Source organism: Paenibacillus sp. PDC88 (assembly GCF_900106725.1).
Classification (GTDB): Bacteria; Bacillota; Bacilli; order Paenibacillales; family Paenibacillaceae; genus Paenibacillus; species Paenibacillus shunpengii.
Map to the genome: position 1 here is coordinate 299,555 of NZ_FNNT01000007.1, position 22,521 is coordinate 322,075.

General features: G+C 45.5%; 17 protein-coding genes. 15 read left to right on the forward strand and 2 right to left on the reverse strand.

Going from position 1 to position 22,521, the window contains the following annotated elements:
* Positions 1-153: 153 nt before the first annotated feature.
* The 6 genes from BLW49_RS21000 (at position 154) to nadE (ending at position 11,435) form a co-directional block, all read left to right on the forward strand.
* The gene (locus tag BLW49_RS21000) at positions 154-6,786 is read left to right on the forward strand and encodes an S-layer homology domain-containing protein (RefSeq protein ID WP_090726693.1); all 6,633 of its coding nucleotides are present in this window, start codon (positions 154-156) and stop codon (positions 6,784-6,786) included.
* 169 nt (positions 6,787-6,955) lie between these two features.
* Complete coding sequence (locus tag BLW49_RS21005) at positions 6,956-7,732, forward strand: NUDIX hydrolase (RefSeq protein ID WP_076312266.1); 777 nt, start codon at positions 6,956-6,958, stop codon at positions 7,730-7,732.
* A gap of 164 nt (positions 7,733-7,896) precedes the next feature.
* Positions 7,897-8,475: a cysteine hydrolase family protein gene (locus BLW49_RS21010; protein WP_371264600.1), complete on the forward strand. Its 579-nt coding sequence runs from the start codon at positions 7,897-7,899 to the stop codon at positions 8,473-8,475.
* Positions 8,472-9,956 (forward strand): nicotinate phosphoribosyltransferase, encoded by a 1,485-nt coding sequence (locus BLW49_RS21015; protein WP_090726695.1) that lies wholly within the window; start codon positions 8,472-8,474, stop codon positions 9,954-9,956. Before BLW49_RS21010 ends, BLW49_RS21015 begins: the two co-directional genes overlap by 4 nt.
* 13 nt (positions 9,957-9,969) lie before the next feature.
* Positions 9,970-10,584: a nicotinate (nicotinamide) nucleotide adenylyltransferase gene (gene nadD / locus BLW49_RS21020; RefSeq protein ID WP_090726696.1), complete on the forward strand. Its 615-nt coding sequence runs from the start codon at positions 9,970-9,972 to the stop codon at positions 10,582-10,584.
* Between the two features lie 32 nt (positions 10,585-10,616).
* Positions 10,617-11,435: an ammonia-dependent NAD(+) synthetase gene (gene nadE, locus BLW49_RS21025; protein ID WP_090726698.1), complete on the forward strand. Its 819-nt coding sequence runs from the start codon at positions 10,617-10,619 to the stop codon at positions 11,433-11,435.
* 150 nt (positions 11,436-11,585) lie between these two features.
* Here the strand turns inward: nadE and BLW49_RS21030 are convergent, their stop codons facing one another.
* Positions 11,586-12,596, reverse strand: coding sequence for an aminoglycoside phosphotransferase family protein (locus BLW49_RS21030; RefSeq protein WP_090726700.1), 1,011 nt, complete (start codon positions 12,594-12,596; stop codon positions 11,586-11,588).
* A gap of 393 nt (positions 12,597-12,989) precedes the next feature.
* Between BLW49_RS21030 and BLW49_RS21035 the strand changes: the two genes are divergently transcribed.
* The gene (locus tag BLW49_RS21035; RefSeq protein ID WP_090726701.1) at positions 12,990-13,979 is read left to right on the forward strand and encodes a serine hydrolase domain-containing protein; all 990 of its coding nucleotides are present in this window, start codon (positions 12,990-12,992) and stop codon (positions 13,977-13,979) included.
* 164 nt (positions 13,980-14,143) lie between these two features.
* Here the strand turns inward: BLW49_RS21035 and BLW49_RS21040 are convergent, their stop codons facing one another.
* The gene (locus tag BLW49_RS21040) at positions 14,144-14,485 is read right to left on the reverse strand and encodes a winged helix-turn-helix transcriptional regulator (RefSeq protein WP_047914374.1); all 342 of its coding nucleotides are present in this window, start codon (positions 14,483-14,485) and stop codon (positions 14,144-14,146) included.
* 105 nt (positions 14,486-14,590) lie between these two features.
* On the opposite strand from BLW49_RS21040, the gene BLW49_RS21045 reads away from it, so the two are divergent.
* The 8 genes from BLW49_RS21045 (at position 14,591) to BLW49_RS21080 (ending at position 22,504) form a co-directional block, all read left to right on the forward strand.
* Positions 14,591-14,983, forward strand: a complete 393-nt coding sequence (locus tag BLW49_RS21045) for a RidA family protein (protein WP_076312260.1) — start codon at positions 14,591-14,593, stop codon at positions 14,981-14,983.
* 142 nt (positions 14,984-15,125) lie between these two features.
* Entirely contained in the window at positions 15,126-15,998 is an 873-nt protein-coding gene (locus BLW49_RS21050; RefSeq protein WP_090726703.1) for an aminoglycoside phosphotransferase family protein, read from the forward strand.
* A gap of 103 nt (positions 15,999-16,101) precedes the next feature.
* The gene (locus BLW49_RS21055) at positions 16,102-16,989 is read left to right on the forward strand and encodes an AraC family transcriptional regulator (protein ID WP_090726705.1); all 888 of its coding nucleotides are present in this window, start codon (positions 16,102-16,104) and stop codon (positions 16,987-16,989) included.
* 262 nt (positions 16,990-17,251) lie between these two features.
* A complete protein-coding gene (locus BLW49_RS21060) occupies positions 17,252-18,244 on the forward strand; it encodes a ZinT family metal-binding protein (RefSeq protein WP_256209877.1) in 993 nt (330 codons plus the stop codon).
* Positions 18,245-18,337: 93 nt separating this feature from the next.
* Positions 18,338-19,867: a metal ABC transporter solute-binding protein, Zn/Mn family gene (locus BLW49_RS21065; protein WP_090726706.1), complete on the forward strand. Its 1,530-nt coding sequence runs from the start codon at positions 18,338-18,340 to the stop codon at positions 19,865-19,867.
* A 42-nt stretch (positions 19,868-19,909) separates the two neighbouring features.
* Positions 19,910-20,626 carry a metal ABC transporter ATP-binding protein gene (locus BLW49_RS21070; protein WP_076312254.1) on the forward strand — a complete coding sequence of 239 codons (717 nt, stop codon included), beginning with the start codon at positions 19,910-19,912 and terminating at the stop codon, positions 20,624-20,626.
* Positions 20,563-21,405: a metal ABC transporter permease gene (locus BLW49_RS21075; RefSeq protein ID WP_218145899.1), complete on the forward strand. Its 843-nt coding sequence runs from the start codon at positions 20,563-20,565 to the stop codon at positions 21,403-21,405. Before BLW49_RS21070 ends, BLW49_RS21075 begins: the two co-directional genes overlap by 64 nt.
* Positions 21,406-21,589: 184 nt before the next feature.
* Complete coding sequence (locus BLW49_RS21080; protein ID WP_076312253.1) at positions 21,590-22,504, forward strand: prenyltransferase/squalene oxidase repeat-containing protein; 915 nt, start codon at positions 21,590-21,592, stop codon at positions 22,502-22,504.
* Positions 22,505-22,521: the final 17 nt, after the last annotated feature.

The following is a 22,521-nucleotide window of genomic DNA, read 5'->3' on the forward strand; positions in this document are numbered from 1 at the left end:
GGTATTCTGATTGTCGTCTAAGGCGACTTTCTGAATACCTTTTATATTTCTAAGGGGCTTTGGTTACAAAACCCTTTAGTTAAGTTAACAATTCATTACTACAATTTGGTAGAGCGTAAAAATAATATACAACACCCGGGAGAGGATAAAGAAATGATGATTCGTTGGTATCGCAGATCAGGACAAGCTTTCCTTGCCTTTCTGCTGGCATTACTCTTCATGCTGCAGCCGCTGGGCAGCGTTTATGCGGCCATGTCAGAAGCACCGGATACGGCATTTGGCCGTGTTTTGGATGTAAGAAAAACAGAGCTCGCTCCAGGCGCAGATTATACTTGGTATGACATGGAGATCGAGCGTGGGCTCGAAAAAATGCATTTCGTCGAGTTTAATCCGGATTCACCTCATTTGGACCTGCGTGCAGGCACAAAAGGCGGATACGTATATGGCATGGAAGGCGTGTCGGAAATGGCGGAGCATACAGATGCTCCAGGAAACCGCGTAATCGCGGGCATTAACGGTGACTTCTATGACCTGTCAGGCTACGGAACAGGTGTACCGAATGGCCTATTTGTTGATCAGGGCCGCATCTTGAACAGCGGTTCCAGTTCTTTTGCTTTTGGGCTTATGGAAGACGGGACGTCGGTTTATGGTAAGCCCAAGCTGACGATGTCGGTGACCATTGACGGCACTCAGACCAATCTGACGAGCATAAATCGTTACAGAGAGAACAATCATCTGACGTTATATACGCCGGACTTTTATGCATCTACGAAGACAAACGCATCCGGCACCGAGGTTGTGCTGCAAGTGCTGGAAGGTGATGTGAAGAGCGGAGAAACAATGAAGCTGAAGGTGCTGGAGGTTCGGGCGAATCAAGGTGACGCACCACTTGCCGAAGGCACCGTTGTCTTGTCTGCATCCGGAACGAAGCTGCCGGTTGTCAGCTCCCTGGCAGCAGGGGATGAACTGACGGCCAGCTTCCAGCTGGATGGTGAATGGCAGGACGCAAGCATGGTAATCAGCGGTCAGGGACCTCTGGTGGAAGACGGTGTAGTACAAACCGGCGTGGGTCCAGAGGGTGTACACCCGCGTACGGCCATTGGGACAAAGGCTGACGGCTCCATCGTGCTGTTTGAGATTGACGGACGTGCACCGGGCTTCAGCGAAGGTGTGACAACAGAGGAGCTTGCCAAAATTATGGCCGATATCGGCGTTGTGGACGCCATGAATCTGGACGGAGGCGGTTCTTCCACATTCGTAGCCCGGATGCCGGGCACATCGGATGTGCAGATGCTGAACCGGGGTTCTGACGGCGGTGAGCGTGCAACGGGCAACGGCCTGCTGCTTGTGAACACTGCGCAGGAGGGGGCTGCATCAAGGCTTGCTGTATCACCAAGCGAAGAGCGTATCCTGACAGGCTCTTCTTATCAATATCAAGCAGCAGCGATTGATCAGACAGGTCATCCTGCTGAATATGAAGGTGCTGTGACTTGGTCGGTATCTCCTGACTTGGGAACTATTTCGGAGGATGGGGTACTCACCGCCGGACAAAATGCCGCGACCGGTCAAGTTGCAGCATCTGCAGGAGGTCTTGAAGGCACGGCTGAAGTTGAGGTTGTGGATCAAATTACGGAGCTTGAGTTCCCGGATGATATTAAGACCTATAATACCGGCGTTAATGAGACCCTGACGGTGAAGGCATTGCGGGATGGTCAAGTCATTCAATCGAGCAATGATGTATTTGAATGGCGGGTAGAAGGTGATATTGGCACAATTGATGATAATGGCGTGTTTCATTCGACGAATGAGGGCGGCCAATCAGGTACTATTTTTGTCAGCTACAAAGGCATCGAGACCTCAATGGAGGTTAATGTAGGGGTACCCCCGGTTGTGCTGGAAGAGTTCGAGAGTATTGAGAACTATAAATCCAGTGGTGCGGCATACAATACGGTCAAGGTTGACTTGAATACCGATCCGGATTATGTCCGTTCGGGGGACGGTTCGATTAAGCTCTCCTATGATTTTATCGGTAAGATAGGTACATCGGGAGCCTATGTATCCTCGAACAGCAGTGCAGAGAATATCCAAATTCCCGGGTATCCGCAGAAGATTGGAATGTGGGTATACGGCGACGGGCAAAAGCACTGGCTGCGGGCACAAGTACGTGACGGCAACAATGCAGCCTTTGCGATCGATTTTACAGGTGCCGATCCTGGTGTGGATTGGACAGGCTGGAAGTATGTTGAGGCCAATATACCGGCAGGGAAAGCAACACCTCTCACCATGGACTTGCCGGTTCGCTACATGGAGACCAACAATAACAAAAAGACGGCAGGTGCGATCTATATCGACCAAATCCGGGCCGTCTATGGGCCGCTTGACGAGGATCACGAGCCTCCAGTCATTACGGATGTGACGCCTTCTGAAGATACAGCAGTAACGACAGGCACACCGGTCATTCACGCGCATGCGGCTGACGCCGGCTGGAATGCTGAGGTTCATCCGGGAACGACCCTTATTGATCCTGCCAAAATCCGGATGTATATCGACGGGGAACAAGTAGCGCATACGCTGTATCCGCCGGAAGGTCGTATCAGCTACACGCCTGGGCTTCCGCTGGAGGACGGATATCATACGGTGAAGCTTGCGGTCCGCGATCTGTCCGGCAATCAGACGATCAAGGAATGGAGCTTCACTGTAGATACAGGAACTCCAAAGTTCCGTTATACTACGCCAGAGCAGGTATATGCGGGACATACTTACATGGTTGATATTTCGGCCGACCAGATGGATATGCTTACCGGCGGTCACCTAGAGCTGGGATTCAATACAGCCTTCGTTAAAGACATCTCTGTAATAAAAGGAGATAAGCTGACGGAATCACAGTTTACGGGGTCCGTTGACGCTGAGACAGGCGTCACTCGTATGCAGTTCAGCGGTTTGGAGTCGGCGTCTCTTACGGATGAAGATATCATCGCTCAAATTTCGTATACAGTGAATGGCACAGCTTCCGGATCGAATGCTATTGCTTTCCGTTCATCGGAGCTTGATATGGTAGGTTCGAATGAACCGAAATCTTATCGAGGTGCATCCCTGAAGTCCGAGATCAAGCATGAGCTTCTGCTCCAGTGGGACGAAAATATAGCGCAAAATTATGTTACCACTTTTACAGTGACCGATGAGAATGGCCAACCGGTAGAAGGCGCTAAGCTGTTTGCAGATGGAGCTGAGATTGGCGACGGGACGCTGGTTACGGATGCATCAGGTCAGCTTCGTACAGGTCAGCTTACGGAAGTAATAAAGAGCTATGATGTGCAGGCGATTAAAGATCAGCAGCACAGCCTGGTTTCGGAATTTACGACTTCTGTGCTTGCAGGTACAGAAACGCCTTACAATATTACGGTCGGCATGGGCGAGGACCCGGTCACCTCGCGCAGCTTTAACTGGCACACACATCCGAATGCAATCGGGACCGTTGTAGAAATTGTGGAAGAGGAAGGCTTTGCAGGCTTTGATCAGCCGGATGTTATCCGCTTAAGCGGTGACAGCCATCTGTTTAATACACCGGACACTGGGACCATTCGTGTTCACAAAGCAAACGCGGACGTGCTTAAGCCGGGAACGGCTTACGTATATCGTGTAGGCGATGGTACAGAGCATTACAGCGAGCAAGGCTCCTTTACAACAGCACCGGAGACAGGCGATTATTCAAAGTTCCTTGTGTTCGGGGATTCCCAGGCTGCTAATCTTGCAGGCTTTGAGCTGTGGGGCCGCACGATGGATGCCGCAATTGCGGAGCACCCGGATGCCGAATTTATGGTTCATGTAGGGGATATGGTCGATAATGGCTTCAAGGAGCAGGAATGGAATTGGTGGTTCTCTGAAGTCCAGGAAGAGCTGATGAATCTGACCGCAGTTACGTTGGTAGGTAACCATGAAGTGACAGGGACGAAGGAGAACGGGTATTTCCTGGCACATTTCAACCATCCGCAGAATGGTACCGAGAATCAGAAAGGAACGAACTACTCCTTCGACTATAAAAATATGCATATCTCTGTTCTGAACAGTGAATACGATATTGAAGAGCAGAAGGCATGGCTTGAGACCGATCTGGAGAATACGGATAAGCAATGGAAGCTGGTCTTCTTCCACCGCGGGCCGTATGCGAGCATTTACGATACAGAGAATGTGCGTACCGCATGGACTCCGGTGTTTGACGAATATAATGTAGACCTGGTCATGAATGGCCATGATCATATTTACTTGCGTACTTATCCGCTCTATAACCATGAGATTGTAGGTGAGCGTGAGGGCACGACGTATATCATTCCGGGTTCCACCGGTCCGAAGTTTTATGAGCGAACCGAACGGTATTTCCAAGATGTTGTCGAAGATGAGGATATACAAATGTACTCCTCCGTCGAAGTGGATGGAGATACGCTGACGGTAACGACCAAAACGGTTGATGGCGAATTAGTGGATGTAGCCGTACTTGAGAATCCTACGTATACCGTAGAAGCTCCAACAAGCGAAATTCAAGTAGGCGAAGAATTACAGCTCAGTGTCAGCGGCATGCTGCCTGAAGATATGGAATGGTCCGTAACAAAACCATCTGAAGAACAGTCGGAAGAAGGTTTGGAAGGATTAGTCGAGGTCTCCGAAAGCGGCGTAGTAAAAGCAATAAAGAGCGGGGATGTTGTGATTCGTGCCACAAGCAAGTCCTCGCCAAACCGATTCGGAGATATTAAACTTCATATTACCGATGCGGAAGCGCCGGTGGCTATCGAGCTTAAAGGGAAACCATGGCTGAAGCCGGGAGAAACAGATACGACGGTAGTGGAAGCTGTCTACGCTTCGGGTGAGCGCATGCCGATAACGGAAGGCATTCAGTACCAAAGCGCGGATCCAGCCATTGCGGAGGTGGACGAGCTCGGAGTGGTAACAGCACTTACCGAAGGCACGGTCAAGATTACGGCTAAGTATGCCGGGCTGACTGATGATTATGATCTGCAGGTCATAGAAGAGCATCTGGAGCCTGAGCTTGCCTACATCCAAATCTCCGGACCGGAACAGCTCCAAGTTGGCGAAGCTTCGGCGACAGTGACGCAGGCTGTGTATACGGATAACAGCTTGCATCCTCTGACTGAAGGCGTGCAATATACGAGCAGCGAGGAAACGGTGGCAGCCATCGATTCCGAAGGCACTATTACTGCACTCCGTGAAGGAGTAGCCGTTATTTCAGCTGTATATGGGGAGTTTAGCAATGCATTCACCCTTACGGTTCTTGACGAGGAACAGCCCGCAGTTCAATTAGAACGAATTGAGCTCACAGGCATTCCATCGAAGCTTGAAGTGAATGACACAGCAAAGGCACTCGTCAATGGTTATTACAGTGATGCTACTGTATCGGAGATCACCGAAGGCGTGAGATTCAGCAGCAGCAACGATAATGTGGCTTCAATTGATACGAATGGTCTGATCCGTACACATCGCAAGGGCGAGACTGTGATTACAGCGGTATACGGAGAAGAGTCTGCGTCTCAAGCTTTACGTGTAGAACCGTCTTCCGACACTACAGGCCCTGATGAGGATAACAGCGAGAGCGGCAATGGAAGCAACGAAGATAACGGAAGCAATAATGGCAATGGTGAAGAAGAAGCAAGTAATACACCGGGTCAGCTGATTGTTTCAGAGGAAGACCTGAATGCACTTGGCTCAGAGGAACAGATTCAATTCTCAATGGGCAGTAATTCATTCACCGAGCTTGTGATGCCGGGCAAGGCAGCCGAACTTGCCGAAGGAAAGACCATCACGGTTCAGGCCAATAATATTAGGCTTGTAATTCCATCGGAGGTATTGCGGAAATTTGCTGATCTGGCATCAGATGAGCAGCTGGCAGACAGCACGATTGTACTGAGAGCCAAGGCTGCTGATGAGGCGGAAGTCTCCTCCTGGCTAAGTCAGGCAGAAGACCGGTACGGAGCAAATCTTCAAATGGGAGGAGTATATGACCTCACGCTGTCTCTAGAGCCAAGTAACGGTAAAGTAATAACACTCAATGAATTTGAAGAACCTATCGTTATTTCACTTCCTATTCCGGAAGGAGCTAATCCCGCTTTAACTGGAATATACTACGGCGAAAGTGATGGCTCTGTAACCTATATGAGCGGAACGGTTCGGAATGGCTGGGTTACAGCAGAGCTGAATCATTTTAGCTTCTACGCAGCGATGGAATATAATAAATCGTTTACTGACTTGTCTGTGGGCCATTGGGCAGAATCGGCTGTGAAACAGCTTGCGGCAAGGCAGATTGTTGAAGGCACGACCACGGAACGCTTCGAGCCGAATCGTACCGTTACGAGAGCGGAATTTGCCGCCATGCTGGCAAGACTGCTAGATCTTGAAGGAGAAGCGCAAGCAGATTTTACAGATGTCTCCTCAGAACAGTGGTTTGCAAATGAGGTAGGGTTGGCAGCGGATGCAGGAATCGTACAGGGCTACACAGATGGTTCATTTGCTCCTGCACAGAGGATCACTCGTCAGGAGATGGCTGCTATGATCGTTCGTGCATATACCTTCAAAACAGGTGAGAAGCCAGAAGCAGGCGATGCTGAATATACGGATCTGGCGGATTCTCCTCATTGGGCAGTACAAGCAATTAAGGTCGCTCATAAGTTAGGCGTGGTTAACGGATTCTCGGCAGATGAGTTCAGACCATTTGGCGTCGGTACTCGTGCCGAAAGTGCAAAAATGATGTTCAACTTAGCAAATATCATGAATCCATAAGTTGTTTCTCAGTGACAATAAAGTTGTATTAGTAAATCCCCCGGCTGTTGTGATCCTAGCCGGGGGATTTATTTATTTCAAATATTTGGTTGACAAAGAATGCTGTCTTGCATATAATACAATTAACAAATTGATAATTGTTAATAAGTTACTTGAGGAGATCATGGCAATGTCTAACACAGAAGCAATGGAACACTACGATATCAAAAAGTATAGAACACCGGATGGTTATACCTCAGACATTGCTGTGTTCACGATTGTTCCCGTTCGAAATGAAGAATTCAGGCCTCCCGTGATGGATTTGAGAATTATGCTGATCCAGAGAAGCATGGTAAATAGTGAAGGTAAGCCAAATATCGAGGCGGGTAAATGGGCGCTTCCTGGCGGGTTTGTAGATCCGAAGGAAACAGCATTCCAGAGCGCGGAGCGCGAGCTTCACGAGGAAACAGGGGTACAGAATATTCATTTGGAGCACTTTGGAGTATATGATAAGCCGGGGCGTGATCCGAGAGGCTGGATTATCACGAATGCCCATTTTGCGATTGTTCCAGAGCATGAGCTATCCGCAAGAGAAGCCAACGACGATGCAGCGGATGTGCAGCTGTTCTCGGTCAGCGAGGTGCTTGAGCTTGATCTGGCGTTTGACCATGCAGTCATTATCAAGGACGCTATCCAGGTCATTAAGCAGAAGCTGCTCGAAACAACCATTGCCAAACAATTCTTACCGGCAGAATTCACGTACTCTGAGCTCCAGGCCGTTCTGCTTACTGTTACAGATGATTCAGCGATAACGTTAGAGGCTGCCTTTGCAAGAAAGATCAAAACACTGCCTTTTATTCAGGAAGTAACGGGGCAGAAGACGACGAGAACGTCAAAAAGGCCGACGCAGCTATACCGATTTGTTGATGTGTCCTTGAATAAGTCGATCTATCATGCGAAGCTGTAATCCTTTGTCTGACAGCACTTTGCAATAAAGATGATGAAGTGCTGTCAGAATAAATTCGAGATAACAAAATATGAAATGAATCCACACAAGCATCATTCTCTTGTGTCTTATTAATTAACAATTATGTAATAGTTAGATTAAATTAAAGGAGCTGTTATTGGTTAATGATGAACAATAAGAAAGCGTTAATTCATATTGACTATACGCAAGATTTTGTAGCTAGTGATGGTGCACTGACCTGTGGTGAACCCGGACAGCGAATTGAACGCAGAATTGCAGAGCTAACCGAAGAGTTCATTCAGCAAGGAGAGCTTGTCTTTTTTACAGTAGATGTGCATCAAGCAAGTGACCCTTATCATCCTGAAACAAAGCTCTATCCACCACACAACGTCAAGGGCACAAGTGGTCGTATGCTCTATGGTGAACTGGAGAACATCTATCAGCATAATAAGAAGAGCGAGAATGTATTTTGGATCGACAAGACAAGATATAGTGCATTTCAAGGAACAGATCTGGAACTGAGACTCCGGGAACGCAGAGTAGAGGAGCTGCACCTTGTAGGCGTCTGTACCGATATATGCGTTCTGCATACCGCAGTAGATGCTTACAATAAAGGTTATCAAATCGTTGTTCATGAGGATGCAGTCGCCAGCTTCAACACAGAGGGACATCGCTGGGCCATCGGACATTTTGCAGGAACTCTCGGCGCAGTGATCTATAGAAATGGAGGAATTATACGATGAACAAAATCGAGCTTACACAGTTACAGCATCAGGATGACAGTATGGCACTGCATACGGATAAATATCAGATTAATATGGCAGAGGCTTATTGGCGGGATAACATGCATGAGCGCAAAGCCGTCTTTGAAGTATATTTCCGCAAGCTGCCTTTTCAGAACGGATATGCTGTTTTTGCCGGCTTAGAACGGGTAATACGTTATTTGAAGGGTTTTTCCTTTACAGAGAGTGATCTTGCGTATCTGCGTGAAGAAGGGTACGAAGAGGCATATCTTCAATATTTGCAAGGGCTGAGATTCACGGGTACGGTATATTCGATGCAGGAAGGGGAGCTTGTATTTGCTAATGAACCGTTAATGCGCATTGAGGCACCACTGGCAGAAGCACAGCTCGTGGAGACGGCGATTCTGAACATTGTTAACTTCCAAACCCTGATTGCAACGAAGGCATCTCGCATCAAGCAGACCGCTGGCACCGATTCATGTGTTGAATTCGGGACACGAAGAGCACAGGAGATGGATGCAGCCATATGGGGAACCCGGGCCGCTTATCTTGCAGGATTCGATGCCACCTCCAATGTGAGAGCAGGGAAGCTGTTCGGCATACCTGTCGCAGGAACACATGCCCATTCCATGGTTCAAGCGTATCGAGATGAATATATCGCCTTCCGAAAATATGGAGAGACTCATCAGGACTGTGTATTTTTGGTTGATACTTATGACACACTGAGGTCAGGTGTGCCTACGGCGATTCAGGTTGCGAAGGAACTGGGTGACCGAATTAACTTCAAGGGAATTCGTTTAGACAGCGGGGACCTGGCTTATCTGTCCAAGGAAGCTCGCAGGATGCTGGATGAAGCGGGATATACCGAAGCTCAGATTTACGCATCCAACGATCTGGATGAACAAACGATCATGAATCTGAAGTCGCAAGGTGCACGGATTGATGTCTGGGGTGTAGGAACCAAGCTTATCACGGCCTACGATCAGCCTGCGCTTGGCGCGGTATATAAGCTGATTGCGATTGAGGATGAGAATGGACAGATGGCTGATACGATCAAGATCAGTTCTAATCCGGAAAAAATATCGACCCCTGGCCGGAAAAAGGTGTACCGCATTATCAATAAAACGAATGGCAAGTCGGAAGGCGATTATATTGCACTTGATCATGAGGAGCCGTCCAAGGAGGAACGTCTCCATATGTTCCATCCTGTGCATACTTATATAGGTAAATTCGTTACTGAGTTTGAAGCCAGAGCGCTTTATCATACGATTTTTGCAGACGGAGAACTGGTGTATAAGCTTCCGACACTCCAAGACAGCCGAGACTTGCTTACCCGTAATCTTGCTCTATTGTGGGATGAATATAAGCGGGCACTGAATCCGGCAGAATACCCGGTTAATCTGAGTAAAGCGTGCTGGGACAATAAGATGAAGCGGATTGATGAAGTGAGGCAGAGAGTGGCCGCAGCCATGAAAGAGTAAGGAGGGAGCGTCGGTGGCGAAAATAGGTATCTACGGATCGTCCTTCGATCCTATTACGAACGTACATTTATGGACGGCCAGTACAGTGGCTCACCGTGCCAAGCTGGATAAAGTGATTTTCCTGCCTTGCTCAAGCAAGCGTCAGGACAAAACGATGAATGTCAGCGACGAGCATCGAATGAACATGATTAACATGGCGATTCAGAACAATCCCAAGTTTGAAGCAGACCCTTACGAAATGCAGCAGCTTGGCTGGGAAATCGCGACCTACCTCACCCTTAGACATTACAGAGAGAAGTTCCCGGATGATGAAATTTACTTTATTATGGGTGCCGATCTGCTTATAGATATCGGAGAGGGCAAATGGAGCCGGGCAGAGGAGCTTATTCGCGAGAACAAATTTATCGTTATGGCACGGGACGGAATTAATATGTTGTCTGCAATCAGCAAATCGCCGATTCTCAGGAACTCGGATGATGGATACACGTTTCACTTGATTGATAAGGGTCTGGCCATGGAGATCAGCTCAAGCTATATCAGAGATGAGTTGAAGATGGGCGGCGAACCCCGCTATTTAGTCCCTGATCCATGCTATGACTATATTAAAAAACATCAATTATATAAATGATTTTTACATCAAAAATAGGGAGGAACCAACAAATGAATACTCAAAAACAAATCATAGAAGAACTGAATGTAAAGCCTAGTATTGTCGCAAGTGAGGAGATCAGCGCAAGAGTGAATTTCCTGAAGGATTATTGTAAAAAGACAGGAGCCAAAGGATACGTGCTCGGCATCAGCGGCGGACAGGATTCCACATTAGCCGGGAGACTGGCTCAGCTGGCTGTTGAATCGCTGCGCGAGGAAGGATATGAAGCACGCTTTACTGCGATTCGCCTGCCTTACGGAACTCAGCTTGATGAGGCGGATGCGATGGCAGCCCTTGAGTTCATTCAACCAGACGAAACGGTCGTATTTAATATCGAAGACTCGGTAAATGCCTTCACAAGTGAGTATAATTCAGCCGCAGGGCAAGCATTGGCGGATTATCACAAAGGGAACGTCAAAGCCAGAATGCGTATGATCGTGCAATATGCGGTTGCAGGCGAACGCGGAGCCCTCGTCATCGGTACAGATCACGCTGCAGAAGCGATTACGGGATTTTTCACCAAGTTTGGAGACGGCGGTGCAGACCTCATTCCTCTCTCTGGACTATCGAAGAGCCAGGGCCGGGAGCTGCTGAAGGAGCTTGGTGCCTCGGAACGTCTGTATTTGAAGACTCCGACAGCGGATCTATTGGACAATAAGCCTCAGCAAGCAGACGAGACCGAGCTAGGAATCACATATGAGACACTGGACAGCTATCTTACTGGACATGAGGTTGATTCGACATCTGCGGCGAAGATCGAAGCGCGTTACAAGGCTTCACAGCATAAAAGAGAGCTTCCGGTTACTCCGCAGGATGAATGGTGGAAGTAAGTCGTAAGGATCAAATTTGACCGTATACCCTGAAATCTCTTAAGTAGAAATTCCCAGATTGATAATCCTTAATTTAGTATCTAAAAAGTAAAAGCTCCGAAAACCCACTGCAATCAAGGGTTTTCGGAGCTCTTTTTTTAAGAGTTAATCCTATACAGGAATGCTCTTCATTTCATAGATTTTTTGGAGTGTATCGACATGCATGGTCTTCTCTTCATCATCCTCAGTGTGGAGATACCACTCCACGAGCCTGTACCCGAATGCGAGAAGGATCATCTCGTGTACACAATGCTCGGCGATAGGGGGTACATTCGCATATTCCGAAAATCCTTTGTAATACGCAGGGACACATCGCTGGTAATATTCGATCATGTGATGAATATCCGCTTCATCCGCAATCAGGCTTGCGAGATCCTCGCCCAGGTAGCCCCATCCGGATGTATCCCAGTCGATGAGCGCGATTTTATCCTCGGAATAGATCAGGTTGGTGACCCAGAAGTCCCGGTGGCACAGCACGAGGGGCAATTTCTCGATGCGGGCAAATATCTCATCTGAGTGCTCATCGATATCGATAAGCATTTGCCGCGCATGCTGCGGGAAAGCACAGTCCTCCGAGCGTATATAGTCATACACGACCGGCCATGACCGGTAGTGGAGATACGTATTCTTCATGAGATCCGCAGGGCTCAGGTTGGTCAGACTCTGCAGTACGGCGGGCTGCTCTGCGTACAGCTTGCCTTGATAGCGGCCTAACTCCAGCGCGGCGTGCTCATACATATCACCAGTCAAGTCTAAACCAGATACGCCATCGATATATTCCAGCCATAACTGGAATTCATCTTCTTCGGCATTCATCTCCGCGTAATAACATGTCGGCCAGCGTAAGGCATCCGAGAACGTCGCTCCCAGATCAGATGCATAGAGATCATATTCCCGACGCCAAGAACCCGGATCGCCGTATCGGTCCCATTTCTTCTGGTTTTCGAGCACAATATGGTATGGCAATTTGTAGCCATCCATGGTTTCGGCGTTCCCAGTAACGAGGTATACATTTCCTACTGTGCCGCCTTGTAACGATATGGTTTGAAAGTCAGTGGAGATAATATGGGTCTTGAACTGCTGGCTTAAGGCATGGATCAGTGCATCAATTTTAATATTCATTTTTAGCTCCTTTAATATTGTTTGTTAGACGCAAAAAAGATACGACCTTCATCGTATCTGCAAACAGCAATATTCACGAAAGGTTACTTTGGATGGCATACCAAATAATACGGGCGTTTTCCCGCTTCTAATTGTGCATGCCTGCTATTCAGTTTCTAAGACAGAACCACCATATAAGTCGCAGCCATTAAAAACATCTCCCTTCGTGTCAGGAACTTGCTTATCACTAAGCTAAATATAAAATATCCTTTATTGGAAAAATAATCAATATAAAGTTCAGATGCCTGCTTGAAACAATGGAGAGAACGAACAGTTATCAACCTAATGAACGGGCAGGTTAATGTAGTGAACTGTCGAATATTTGATTTAGAAGTTCCATTAACGGAGGGTACCATGAATCTTAATCAATCAATTCACACTTTTGATGAGCTTAATGATCATGTGGAGGAGATCAGGAATCAAATTTCTGCATCCGGATCATCAGTCCTGGTCATGCAAAATAATCGGATCGTAAATGAATGTTATTCTGGCTACCATGATAAGTCCCCTAACAGTCGATCAATAGATGAAGATTCACAGTTCAATGTAGCATCCATTCGCAAAACCTATCTTGGTCTGGCAATCAGCCTTGCGCTCTATGAAGGGAAAATAAGAAGTATTGACGATTACATCGTAGACTATTTAGAAGATACAAACGTGAAGGTTATACACAATACAACCATACGGCATATCCTGACACATACTCATGGCCTGCAAGGACCAAACGAAAGGCTATTCCCACCAGGGACAGACTGGAAATACAATAATGCGGGGGTTAATTTGCTTATTAGGATGGTACAGAATGTATTTAACCAATCTCTTGCACAAGTGTTAAGGGATCGAGTGTTTGCCTCTTATGGATTCATGAACACAGACTGGAAACATAAGAAAAATGACAAATTGGTATGGGTTAATGAAGAATACTCAAGCAATGACGGCAGTGAGGCGAATCTATTTGTAAATACACGAGATATAGCTAAATGGGGAAACTTGTTTCTGAATAAGGGAAAGTATAAGGGGGAACAAATACTGCCTCGTTTAGTCTTCGAACAAGCCGTTTCCATCGTGACTCCAAGTCAGCTCGATGAAGCTTTACCTCGAAATGGGTTCTTTTGGTGGGTAAAAGATATGAACCGGCCTGTATCTGAGCTAGGGTATGACCTTCCTCGGGGCTCTTATCAATTATTCGGTTTCTTTGGAAATGCGGTTCTAGTTATTCCTGAGTATCACGTCGTGGTCGTCAGAATGTTAAATCAGCTCGGACCCAATCCCCCAGGATATGATTATATCCAAGACATTCGAAAATTCGGGGATCTAGTATTGAAATGTATTGATAAAGGATGAATTGATGACGAAACCCAGGTGCTCTATAATATAATGGTAAGCTCTTTAAAGACTGCTTTAGGCTATTCATAAGTGAATACGAAACTCCATTATGCACAATTAGCAGCTGCGTCAATGTGATACAGCTGCTTTACTATAGTTGCCAACGGTTCCAAAAACCCAGTTTACACGCCTCGATTTTTTACTCCCCACTCACATAATTCTTCTAATAAAGGTAAGAGCGTCTCCGCTTTGTCTGTGAGACTGTACTCTACCTTAGGAGGGACTTGTGGATATTCCTTCCGCACGACAAGACCATCTGCTTCCAATTCTTTGAGCTGTGAACTCAATATTTTATAAGTAATTGCTCCTATTTGTCTCTTAAGATCATTAAACCTGACAGGTTGATTCTCTGCTAACAGATAGATGATAACCATCTTCCATTTGCCGCCGATCACTGACATCGTATAACCAAATGGGGTATCTTGAATATTACGAACTTTGCCTTTATATTCAGCCATACTCATCATTACACTATCCTTTCGGGTAGTAGCTATCAAAGAAGTGCGTACTACATTTTTATCATTGCTCATTTTATACTAACCTTACTTTGAATTGAAGGAGAGAATAAAATGAAGAATATTAAAACTTACAATCATGGTGTTGCTTGGGAAGAAGCCTTTGGTGTTACCCAAGGATATAGTGTGAATGGCACAATCTATATTTCTGGGCAATTTTCCCACAACATGCAAGGCGAGTTCGTTGGTGAAGACAATTTCGAAGTACAGACACTGCAGACGTTCGAGAACCTCGATCGTGTGCTTACAGGGTTTGGTGTCACAAGGTCTAATCTTGCTGAGTTAGAAATTTATATGACCCAACCGGAAGAGCATTTTGAGCAGTGCGTCCAATTGTACAAAGCGTACATAGGAGACCATAGACCGGCTGTTACTTCCGTCGGTGTATCGAGTCTAGCGTTTCCACATCAACTAATTGAGATCCGAGCCGTCGCCCACACCGATTAACTTGATGCTATAAGTAGATGGGGAGGCGTGTTTTCACCTATAATTGAATATTACCAGCACAGCTCCTTATTATATTGATACGCTGTTAGATAAGAAGAGTCATATTGTGCTGACTTAATAAATCTAACGAAGAGGTGTTAACATGGGAGCAGGAAAGATGCATGCTGACGAAATGGAAATTGACGAAGCGCTTGTACGCCGTCTCATTCTGGAGCAGTTCCCCCAGTGGGCAGAGCTAACCCTGGAGCGGATCGAGCCGGCGGGCACAGTGAACGCCATCTTTCGGCTCGGCGACGAATATTCTGTTCGTCTTGCACGGCGCGAGGGACCTGCGATACCAGAAAGTCGTGAATGGATCTGGCTGCCCAAGCTCGCACCCTTACTTCCGCTGGAGACGCCTCTTCCTATTGCACAAGGGCAACCGAATAACGAATATCCGTGGTTTTGGGAAATACATACATGGGTTGAGGGGAAGACGGTGCCAATAGAAGAGATGGACGTAATTCAGGCAGCACGTGATCTTGCAGATTTCGTTGGAGCACTGCAACAAATCAATCCATCGGGGGGACCGTCAGGACGCGGTATTCCTCTGGCTCAGCGGAATGAAGAGTTTCAATACTGGCTGGCACGGTTCGATGGCGATCCTGCCGTGTCCGCAGTGTGGGAATCTGCGCTTGCTGCGCCTCCCTGGAACGGCCCACCCGTTTGGCATCACGGCGACCTCGATGTGCGTAACTGGCTTGTGCGAAACGGACGCATTACGGGTGTGATCGATTGGGATACAATGGGTATTGGAGATCCAGCGTGCGACATCATGGTTGCATGGAAGCTGCATTCCGCAGCAGCCCGTGATGCATTCCGCGAACATCTCCCGACAGATGATGCTACGTGGGCAAGAGCAAAGGGATGGGTCGTATCCCAAGCGGTATCAGCTCTTGCATACTACACGCCGGACAACAATCCTGTTCTGTACCATGAGGCTAAGTCCTGGCTTGACCTCATATTATCTGAATGAAGAAAAGCACCCACTCCCCCCGGATATGAAACTTAATTGAGCACAAATAGTTGCGATACGAAGCCATGGCATAACTATACTTTGGATAAGAGGGAGGGATCAGATGGATTGGCTTATGAGAATGAACCGGGCATTAGATCATATCGAATTGAATCTAACCGGCGAGATTGACTTAAAGGAAGTAGCTCAATGCGCTTGTTGTTCATCACATCAGTTCCAGAGAATGTTTTCATTCATTACAAATGTGCCTTTGGCAGAATATATCAGGAGAAGACGGCTTACTCTCGCTGCTATTGAATTGCAGAATAGTGACATGAGAGTTGTTGATATCGCCATAAAGTATGGTTATGAATCTCCAGTTTCATTCGCAAGGGCTTTTCAATTATTACATGGCGTAAATCCAGCAATGGCCCGGGAAGAAGGGACTGCCCTCAAAGCCTATCCACGGATCTCCTTCCTTATTTCAATCAAAGGGGAAGAGGCTATGAATTACCGTATGGAGACAAAAGAATCCTTTCAAGTATTCGGAATTGAAAAAGTGTTTCGATTAAACGGAGTGGATACGCCAGCAGACTTATGGAAACAAAGCCATGCTAATGGCGAGGTAGAAAGGCTTGCTGCGAATGCGGGTGACCTGCCTGCCTCTATCAATCAGGACTATCATAAAGTACATGCTGTTTGTAGCTATAAAAAAACGGAAGAGGATACCTTCCCCTACATGCTGTGCGCATTTAAGGATGAAGCCAGTAAAACCGATGGGTACACAAGTATAACGATACCCGCACACATGTGGGCGATCTTCTCATCCGATCCTTTTACATGGGATAAATTTAATGAAACGATTGAAACGCTATATAGGCGGTTCTTTTCTGAGTGGCTGCCTACGGCCGGATATGAACAGATCGACGGGATGGAATTTGAGATTACAGGAAGTAAGGATGATGGTCTTAATTTTGTAGAGCTATGGTTTGCAGTCAGGAGAATATCCTGAGTGTATATACTTGAGAGAAACGACTTAAATTAATTCAAAATAGCAAGGAGTAGTTTGCCTTTTGGCCAGCTGCTCCTTTTCTTTTAGCCTAAGTGAATTCCCTATTACAGCTCCTCCCAATGCAGGACTCCCCACCGCTGTTCAATTTAGAAATATTAAATAAAAACAATTATTTAAGCTTGACAATTAGTATAGAGCCGTGTAACCTTTAAAACGTAATAATTACGATTACGATTAAGCGCGACGAGAGGGGAAGACACACTTGAAGAAATTATCTTTACTTATTAGTTTATTGGCATTAAGCGTAATGTTAGCCGCTTGCCAAGATGCAAAAGAAGGGGAAACTGCTAATCATAACGCAGCAGAAACAGAAGAGACAGGAGTACAAGAAACTGATGTACAAGAGACCGATGTACAAGAGTCAGGAACAATTACAATAGAAGGCTTAGGTGACCATTATCATACCGGAGATACCATCGAATTATCTGCTGTACTCAGTGAGAATGTCGATTATGATCACTGGCATTGGTACATAAAAGAAAGCGATCAAACGGAATGGGAAGCGGCTTCTGGTCAAGAGGGGGACACCTTTACAGGGGAGGCAACGACGGATGGTTTAGAAATTAAAGCTACACTGTACGATGGTAATCATGAAGTGTACTCAGAGTCCGAGCCGGTTACCATCGTTATCGACGACCACCATGGTCATGATGAAGAGAGCAAAAACATTAATGCAGGAATCTTTGAAGATGAACAAGTCAAAGATCGTGAATTATCGGACTGGGAAGGTGATTGGCAGTCTGTATACCCCTACCTTTTAGCTGGTGATTTAGACGAAGTGTTTGAACACAAAGCAGAAGAGGGCGATATGACTGCTGAAGAATATAAAGAATACTACACAACTGGGTATGAAACAGATGTAGAACGCATCATTATTGAGAATGGCAATGTAACGTTCTTCCGTGATGGAAAAGAATCTTCAGGTGACTACGAATACGATGGTTACGAGATTCTTACTTACGAAGCAGGTAATCGAGGCGTGCGATTTATTTATAAGCTCGTAGATGAAAATGCAGATATGCCGCAATATATTCAATTCAGTGATCACCTCATATTCCCAACGGACTCACATCACTACCATTTATATTGGGGAGATGATCGTGAAGCTTTATTAGAAGAGGTTACCAATTGGCCAACTTATTACCCTTCTGATTTAGATGCAGAGGATATCGTTCGTGACCAATTAGCGCATTAAATCCACAGAGGAGAAGAGAAGCATACCGCTTCTCTTCTTCCTGCTTTCGTTTTACTTGTTTTAACTATATCTAGCAAAGGAGATTTATAATACATGAATCGAAAAATGCTTCAAACCCTTTTCGTTTTTTTAACTGTAACCTTAGTTCTTTTTGGATGTGAGTCACAAAACACAGAAAATACGACTAACAACGATGGATCCAAGATTTCTGTGATAGCTTCTTTTTTACCTATGTATGAATTCACTAAATATATTGCTGGAGATCGGGCGGATGTCCAGCTTATGGTCTCTGAAGGACAGGATGCCCATCAATTTGAACCTAGTGCACAAGATGTCGCGGCTGTAAACGAAGCGGATGTATTTGTCTATAGTAGCGATGAGATGGAGTATTGGACAAAGAGTTTATTGAATACCGTAGAAAATGACAACCTTATCATTGTACGAGCAGCCGATGGACCTGAGAAATCGGACACAGTAAGTGTTCAAGTTGAAGGTGTGGCCGATCACTATCATACGGGTGGTGAGATTAAGCTAACGGCGAAATTAACAGGCGATGTCGATTATGATCACTGGCATTGGTATCAACGAGCAAGTGCAGATGAAGAATGGGCAGTTGTCTCTGGACAAGGGACAGCAGCATTCACCATAGAAGCCCCGGAAGATAGCTTTGAAGTTAGAGCCGTTATATATGATCATAATCATAATGTTTATGCGGAATCCGAGCCGGTAGAGCTTGTGATTGATAATCATGATTCCCATGCTCACGAAGATGAAGACCACGCAGGACATGAACATGAAGAACACAGCGGTGCACAAGCACGAGAAGAAATATCGATTGTGGGCTTAGCAGATCATTATCACACAGGCGATGTGGTTACACTTGCTGCCGAAATGAATGAAGAGACAGAATTTAAAAGCTGGAATTGGTTCATAAGAGAAAACGCAGATCATGAATGGGAAGCAGTACCTGATCAAGAGACGGAGCGTTTTGAATATAAAACAACAGGAGAAAGCTTCGAAGCGAAGGCTGTACTGTATGATCATGACAAGAATGTTCATGCAGAATCACAAATAATCTCTGTAATCATTGATGATCATGAGAATCAAGACCCTCATATCTGGCTTGATCCGGTATTGGCACAAGATCAGGTCCTGGCTATTCGCAATGCCTTAATCGAGGCAGACCCCGATGGAGAAGCAGTTTATGAGGACAATGCGGAAGCATTTATAGAAGAGCTTAAGGCGCTGGATAAAGAATACCAGACTACATTAAAAGATGCAGCACATAGAGCCTTTGTCGTACAGCATCAAGCTTTCGGCTACCTTGCAGATCGTTATGATTTAGAACAAATTGCGATTGGTGGACTATCTACTGAAGTAGAACCAAGCCCTTCTCGAATTGCAGAAATTGCTGATTTAGTTCAAGAATACAATGTTCCCGTTATTTATTATCAACAAGGGGCCAGCTCCTCTATCGCTCAAACGGTTGCTGCAGAAACAGGGACAGAGACAGCTGTCTTATATGATTTAGAGGTGCTTTCAGAGGAATTAATAGAGAATGATTTAGGGTACTTGGAAGCGATGCGTCACAACCTCAAAGCGTTGCAAGCCAGCATTAAATAAGTAATTAAGAGGAACAGAGTAAATAGAGAGGTATATAATCTCATGTACTATATTAAAGTCGATGAACTGGCATTTCATTATGAACAGGAGCCTGTTCTTACGAATATATCCTTTGAATTAAATCCAGGGGACTTTATCATGCTGACAGGGGAGAATGGAGCGGCGAAAACCACTTTAATTCGGAATATATTAGGTTTACTTAAGCCTACAACCGGTAAAGTTAGCTTATCCCCCAATAATCGTCTCGGAGAGAAGCTAGTGGTTGGATATGTCCCTCAACAAGTTGCTTCGTTTAATGTCGGTTTTCCCAGTACAGTATTGGAATTAGTTCAGTCTGGTCGTTATCAGAGAGGCAAATGGTTTAAGAAATTAAATAAAGAGGACAAAGAACAGGTCAAGCGTGCCCTTGAATCCGTTGGAATGTGGGATATGCGCTATAAAAAGATTGGAGAACTGTCCGGAGGACAAAAACAGAGGATCTCTATCGCACGTGTTTTTGCTACAGACCCTGATCTGTTTGTATTGGATGAACCTACCACAGGAATGGATACAAAATCACGCGAGGAATTTTACAAATTGTTAAAGCATTACAGTGAGGCACATGGCAAGGGAATTTTGATGGTCACACACGATCATGATGAGCTTCGAAAATACTGTAACAAACATATTGAACTTATACGAAAGGTGGGCTTACCTTGGAGATGTTTCTCTATGGATTCATGCAAAGAGCTTTCCAGGCCTCCCTTGTCATCTCATTAATTGCACCCATGCTAGGATTGTTTCTCATATTACGCAGGCAATCCCTTATGGCAGATACTTTATCCCACGTTTCATTAGCTGGAGTCGCATTAGGACTATTAGTCAGCGTTAACCCAACCTGGACCAATATCTTGATGGTCGTAGTTATTGCTGTTTTACTGGAGTACATGCGTATGCTATATCGAACGTATTCTGAAGTGTCTATCGCCATTTTAATGTCAGCTGGGATGGCTTTAGCCTTGTTTCTAATTAGTTTGAGTCAGGGTGGTTCCACACTAAATATCGAAAAATTTTTATTTGGATCAATCGTAACCATTAGTATGGAGCAGGTGTGGATACTTTATATATTGGCGGGTATAATTTTGTGCTTATACCTAGTGTTTCGGAAGGCGATGTACGTAATGGTTTTTGATGAAGAAACGGCTTTTACTGCTGGCTTACCCATAAAGACGATGTCTATCCTATTCAATGCTTTAACGGGAATAACCATTGCTATCATCATGCCAATCGTAGGCGCACTCTTAGTATCTGCGATTTTAATATTACCTGCAGCGATATCTATGCGATTGAGCAGAAGCTTTTCAAGCACAATATTGATAGGGATTCCTATTACATTAACGGGTATGTTAAGCGGATTAGTAACTTCTTATGAGTATGGTACTCCACCGGGAGCAACCATTACCTTAATCCTCGTTACCATCTTAATCGTTATAACCATCGCAAATAAATTGGTACAAGTATTCAAGATGAATAAAAGTTGGAATAAGAAGCAGACCTAAAATTATCAAATATTTCATTAGTAATACGTAAGATTGAGATTGTATGGAGCTGTTGCCAGTTGGCAGCTGCTCTTTTTTTTCATTTAGGGTAGATTAGTTTAGAAGGTAACAGCTATCTGGTGATATAATTAGGAAAATATGACAGTAATCAAATCAGTTTTAGACATAACAGAGGAGATAACAAATGGAGACGACTCAAACTCTGCGTTTGGAAATCGAAAAATCTATACAGTTTCTTGAATATGCCCCCCATTTTACGATGGATCACGGTGAATGCACTCGTCGAAAATGGGATGGGGCTTGGTGGCATATGGCTGCTCTCTATGAAATGGGAGAGGTGAGGAGAATCCCACAATCCTCTATTGAAAGAGCTAAATATCTCCTCAAAACTCAGGTCTGGCCAACTTTTATTATATCTGAGGACGACGGTCCATCAAGTGAAAGGGATAAGCTGAAGATGGATTGCTGTCACTGTGAACTCGCTGTTTTTTATATGATTCTGACCGCTTATGGCTGTGATTTGGACAAGGAACTGCCTTGGATCCGGGAATGGCTGTTAAAACATCAATTACCTGATGGCGGACTGAACTGTGATCCTGAAGCTTATACGCATTCTAGGAAAAGTTCTATCGTCTCTACGTTACCTCCCCTGGAAGCTATATTATTACATACCAACCGCGAATTTACGGTGCAGGAGGCTGTTTTCTTAGACGAAGGTGCACGGTATTTAATCGAGCATCGTCTTGTGTGTTCTAAGCAAAAAGGGGACATTATCGATGTGGAGTGGCTGAAGCCTTGCTTTCCGAGGTTTTTTGAATATGATATTTTACGGGGTATGTTCTTCTTGGCAGAATGGTCCGAGCGTAGAAATAAACCGCTGCCTCTTGAAGTTTTAAACGAAGGTATGAAACGCTTGAGTACATCATTAACAGCAGAAGGCGTGCGAATCGGTAGACAAATCTTTGATCCACAGGGCCCTTGGGGAGGACATACCTTTTCTTTGTTAGTCGAAACTTCTAACATTGGCGCCGTGTCACCTTATTTAACGAGACAATGGAATCGAGTATTTGAATTGGCCCACATGGACGGAGGAGAGTAATTATTAAACAAGATCAG

Bases quoted from the DNA above. Each gene is read 5' to 3' on its own strand.
- BLW49_RS21005 (WP_076312266.1), top strand. From the start codon at position 6,956: ATGTCTAACACAGAAGCAATGGAACACTACGATATCAAAAAGTATAGA.
- BLW49_RS21000 (WP_090726693.1), top strand. From the start codon at position 154: ATGATGATTCGTTGGTATCGCAGATCAGGACAAGCTTTCCTTGCCTTT.
- BLW49_RS21045 (WP_076312260.1), top strand. From the start codon at position 14,591: ATGAAGAATATTAAAACTTACAATCATGGTGTTGCTTGGGAAGAAGCC.
- nadE (WP_090726698.1), top strand. From the start codon at position 10,617: ATGAATACTCAAAAACAAATCATAGAAGAACTGAATGTAAAGCCTAGT.
- BLW49_RS21010 (WP_371264600.1), top strand. From the start codon at position 7,897: ATGATGAACAATAAGAAAGCGTTAATTCATATTGACTATACGCAAGAT.
- BLW49_RS21030 (WP_090726700.1), bottom strand. From the start codon at position 12,596: ATGAATATTAAAATTGATGCACTGATCCATGCCTTAAGCCAGCAGTTC.
- BLW49_RS21070 (WP_076312254.1), top strand. From the start codon at position 19,910: ATGTACTATATTAAAGTCGATGAACTGGCATTTCATTATGAACAGGAG.
- BLW49_RS21055 (WP_090726705.1), top strand. From the start codon at position 16,102: ATGGATTGGCTTATGAGAATGAACCGGGCATTAGATCATATCGAATTG.
- BLW49_RS21080 (WP_076312253.1), top strand. From the start codon at position 21,590: ATGGAGACGACTCAAACTCTGCGTTTGGAAATCGAAAAATCTATACAG.
- BLW49_RS21050 (WP_090726703.1), top strand. From the start codon at position 15,126: ATGGGAGCAGGAAAGATGCATGCTGACGAAATGGAAATTGACGAAGCG.
- BLW49_RS21065 (WP_090726706.1), top strand. From the start codon at position 18,338: ATGAATCGAAAAATGCTTCAAACCCTTTTCGTTTTTTTAACTGTAACC.
- BLW49_RS21035 (WP_090726701.1), top strand. From the start codon at position 12,990: ATGAATCTTAATCAATCAATTCACACTTTTGATGAGCTTAATGATCAT.
- BLW49_RS21015 (WP_090726695.1), top strand. From the start codon at position 8,472: ATGAACAAAATCGAGCTTACACAGTTACAGCATCAGGATGACAGTATG.
- BLW49_RS21040 (WP_047914374.1), bottom strand. From the start codon at position 14,485: ATGAGTATGGCTGAATATAAAGGCAAAGTTCGTAATATTCAAGATACC.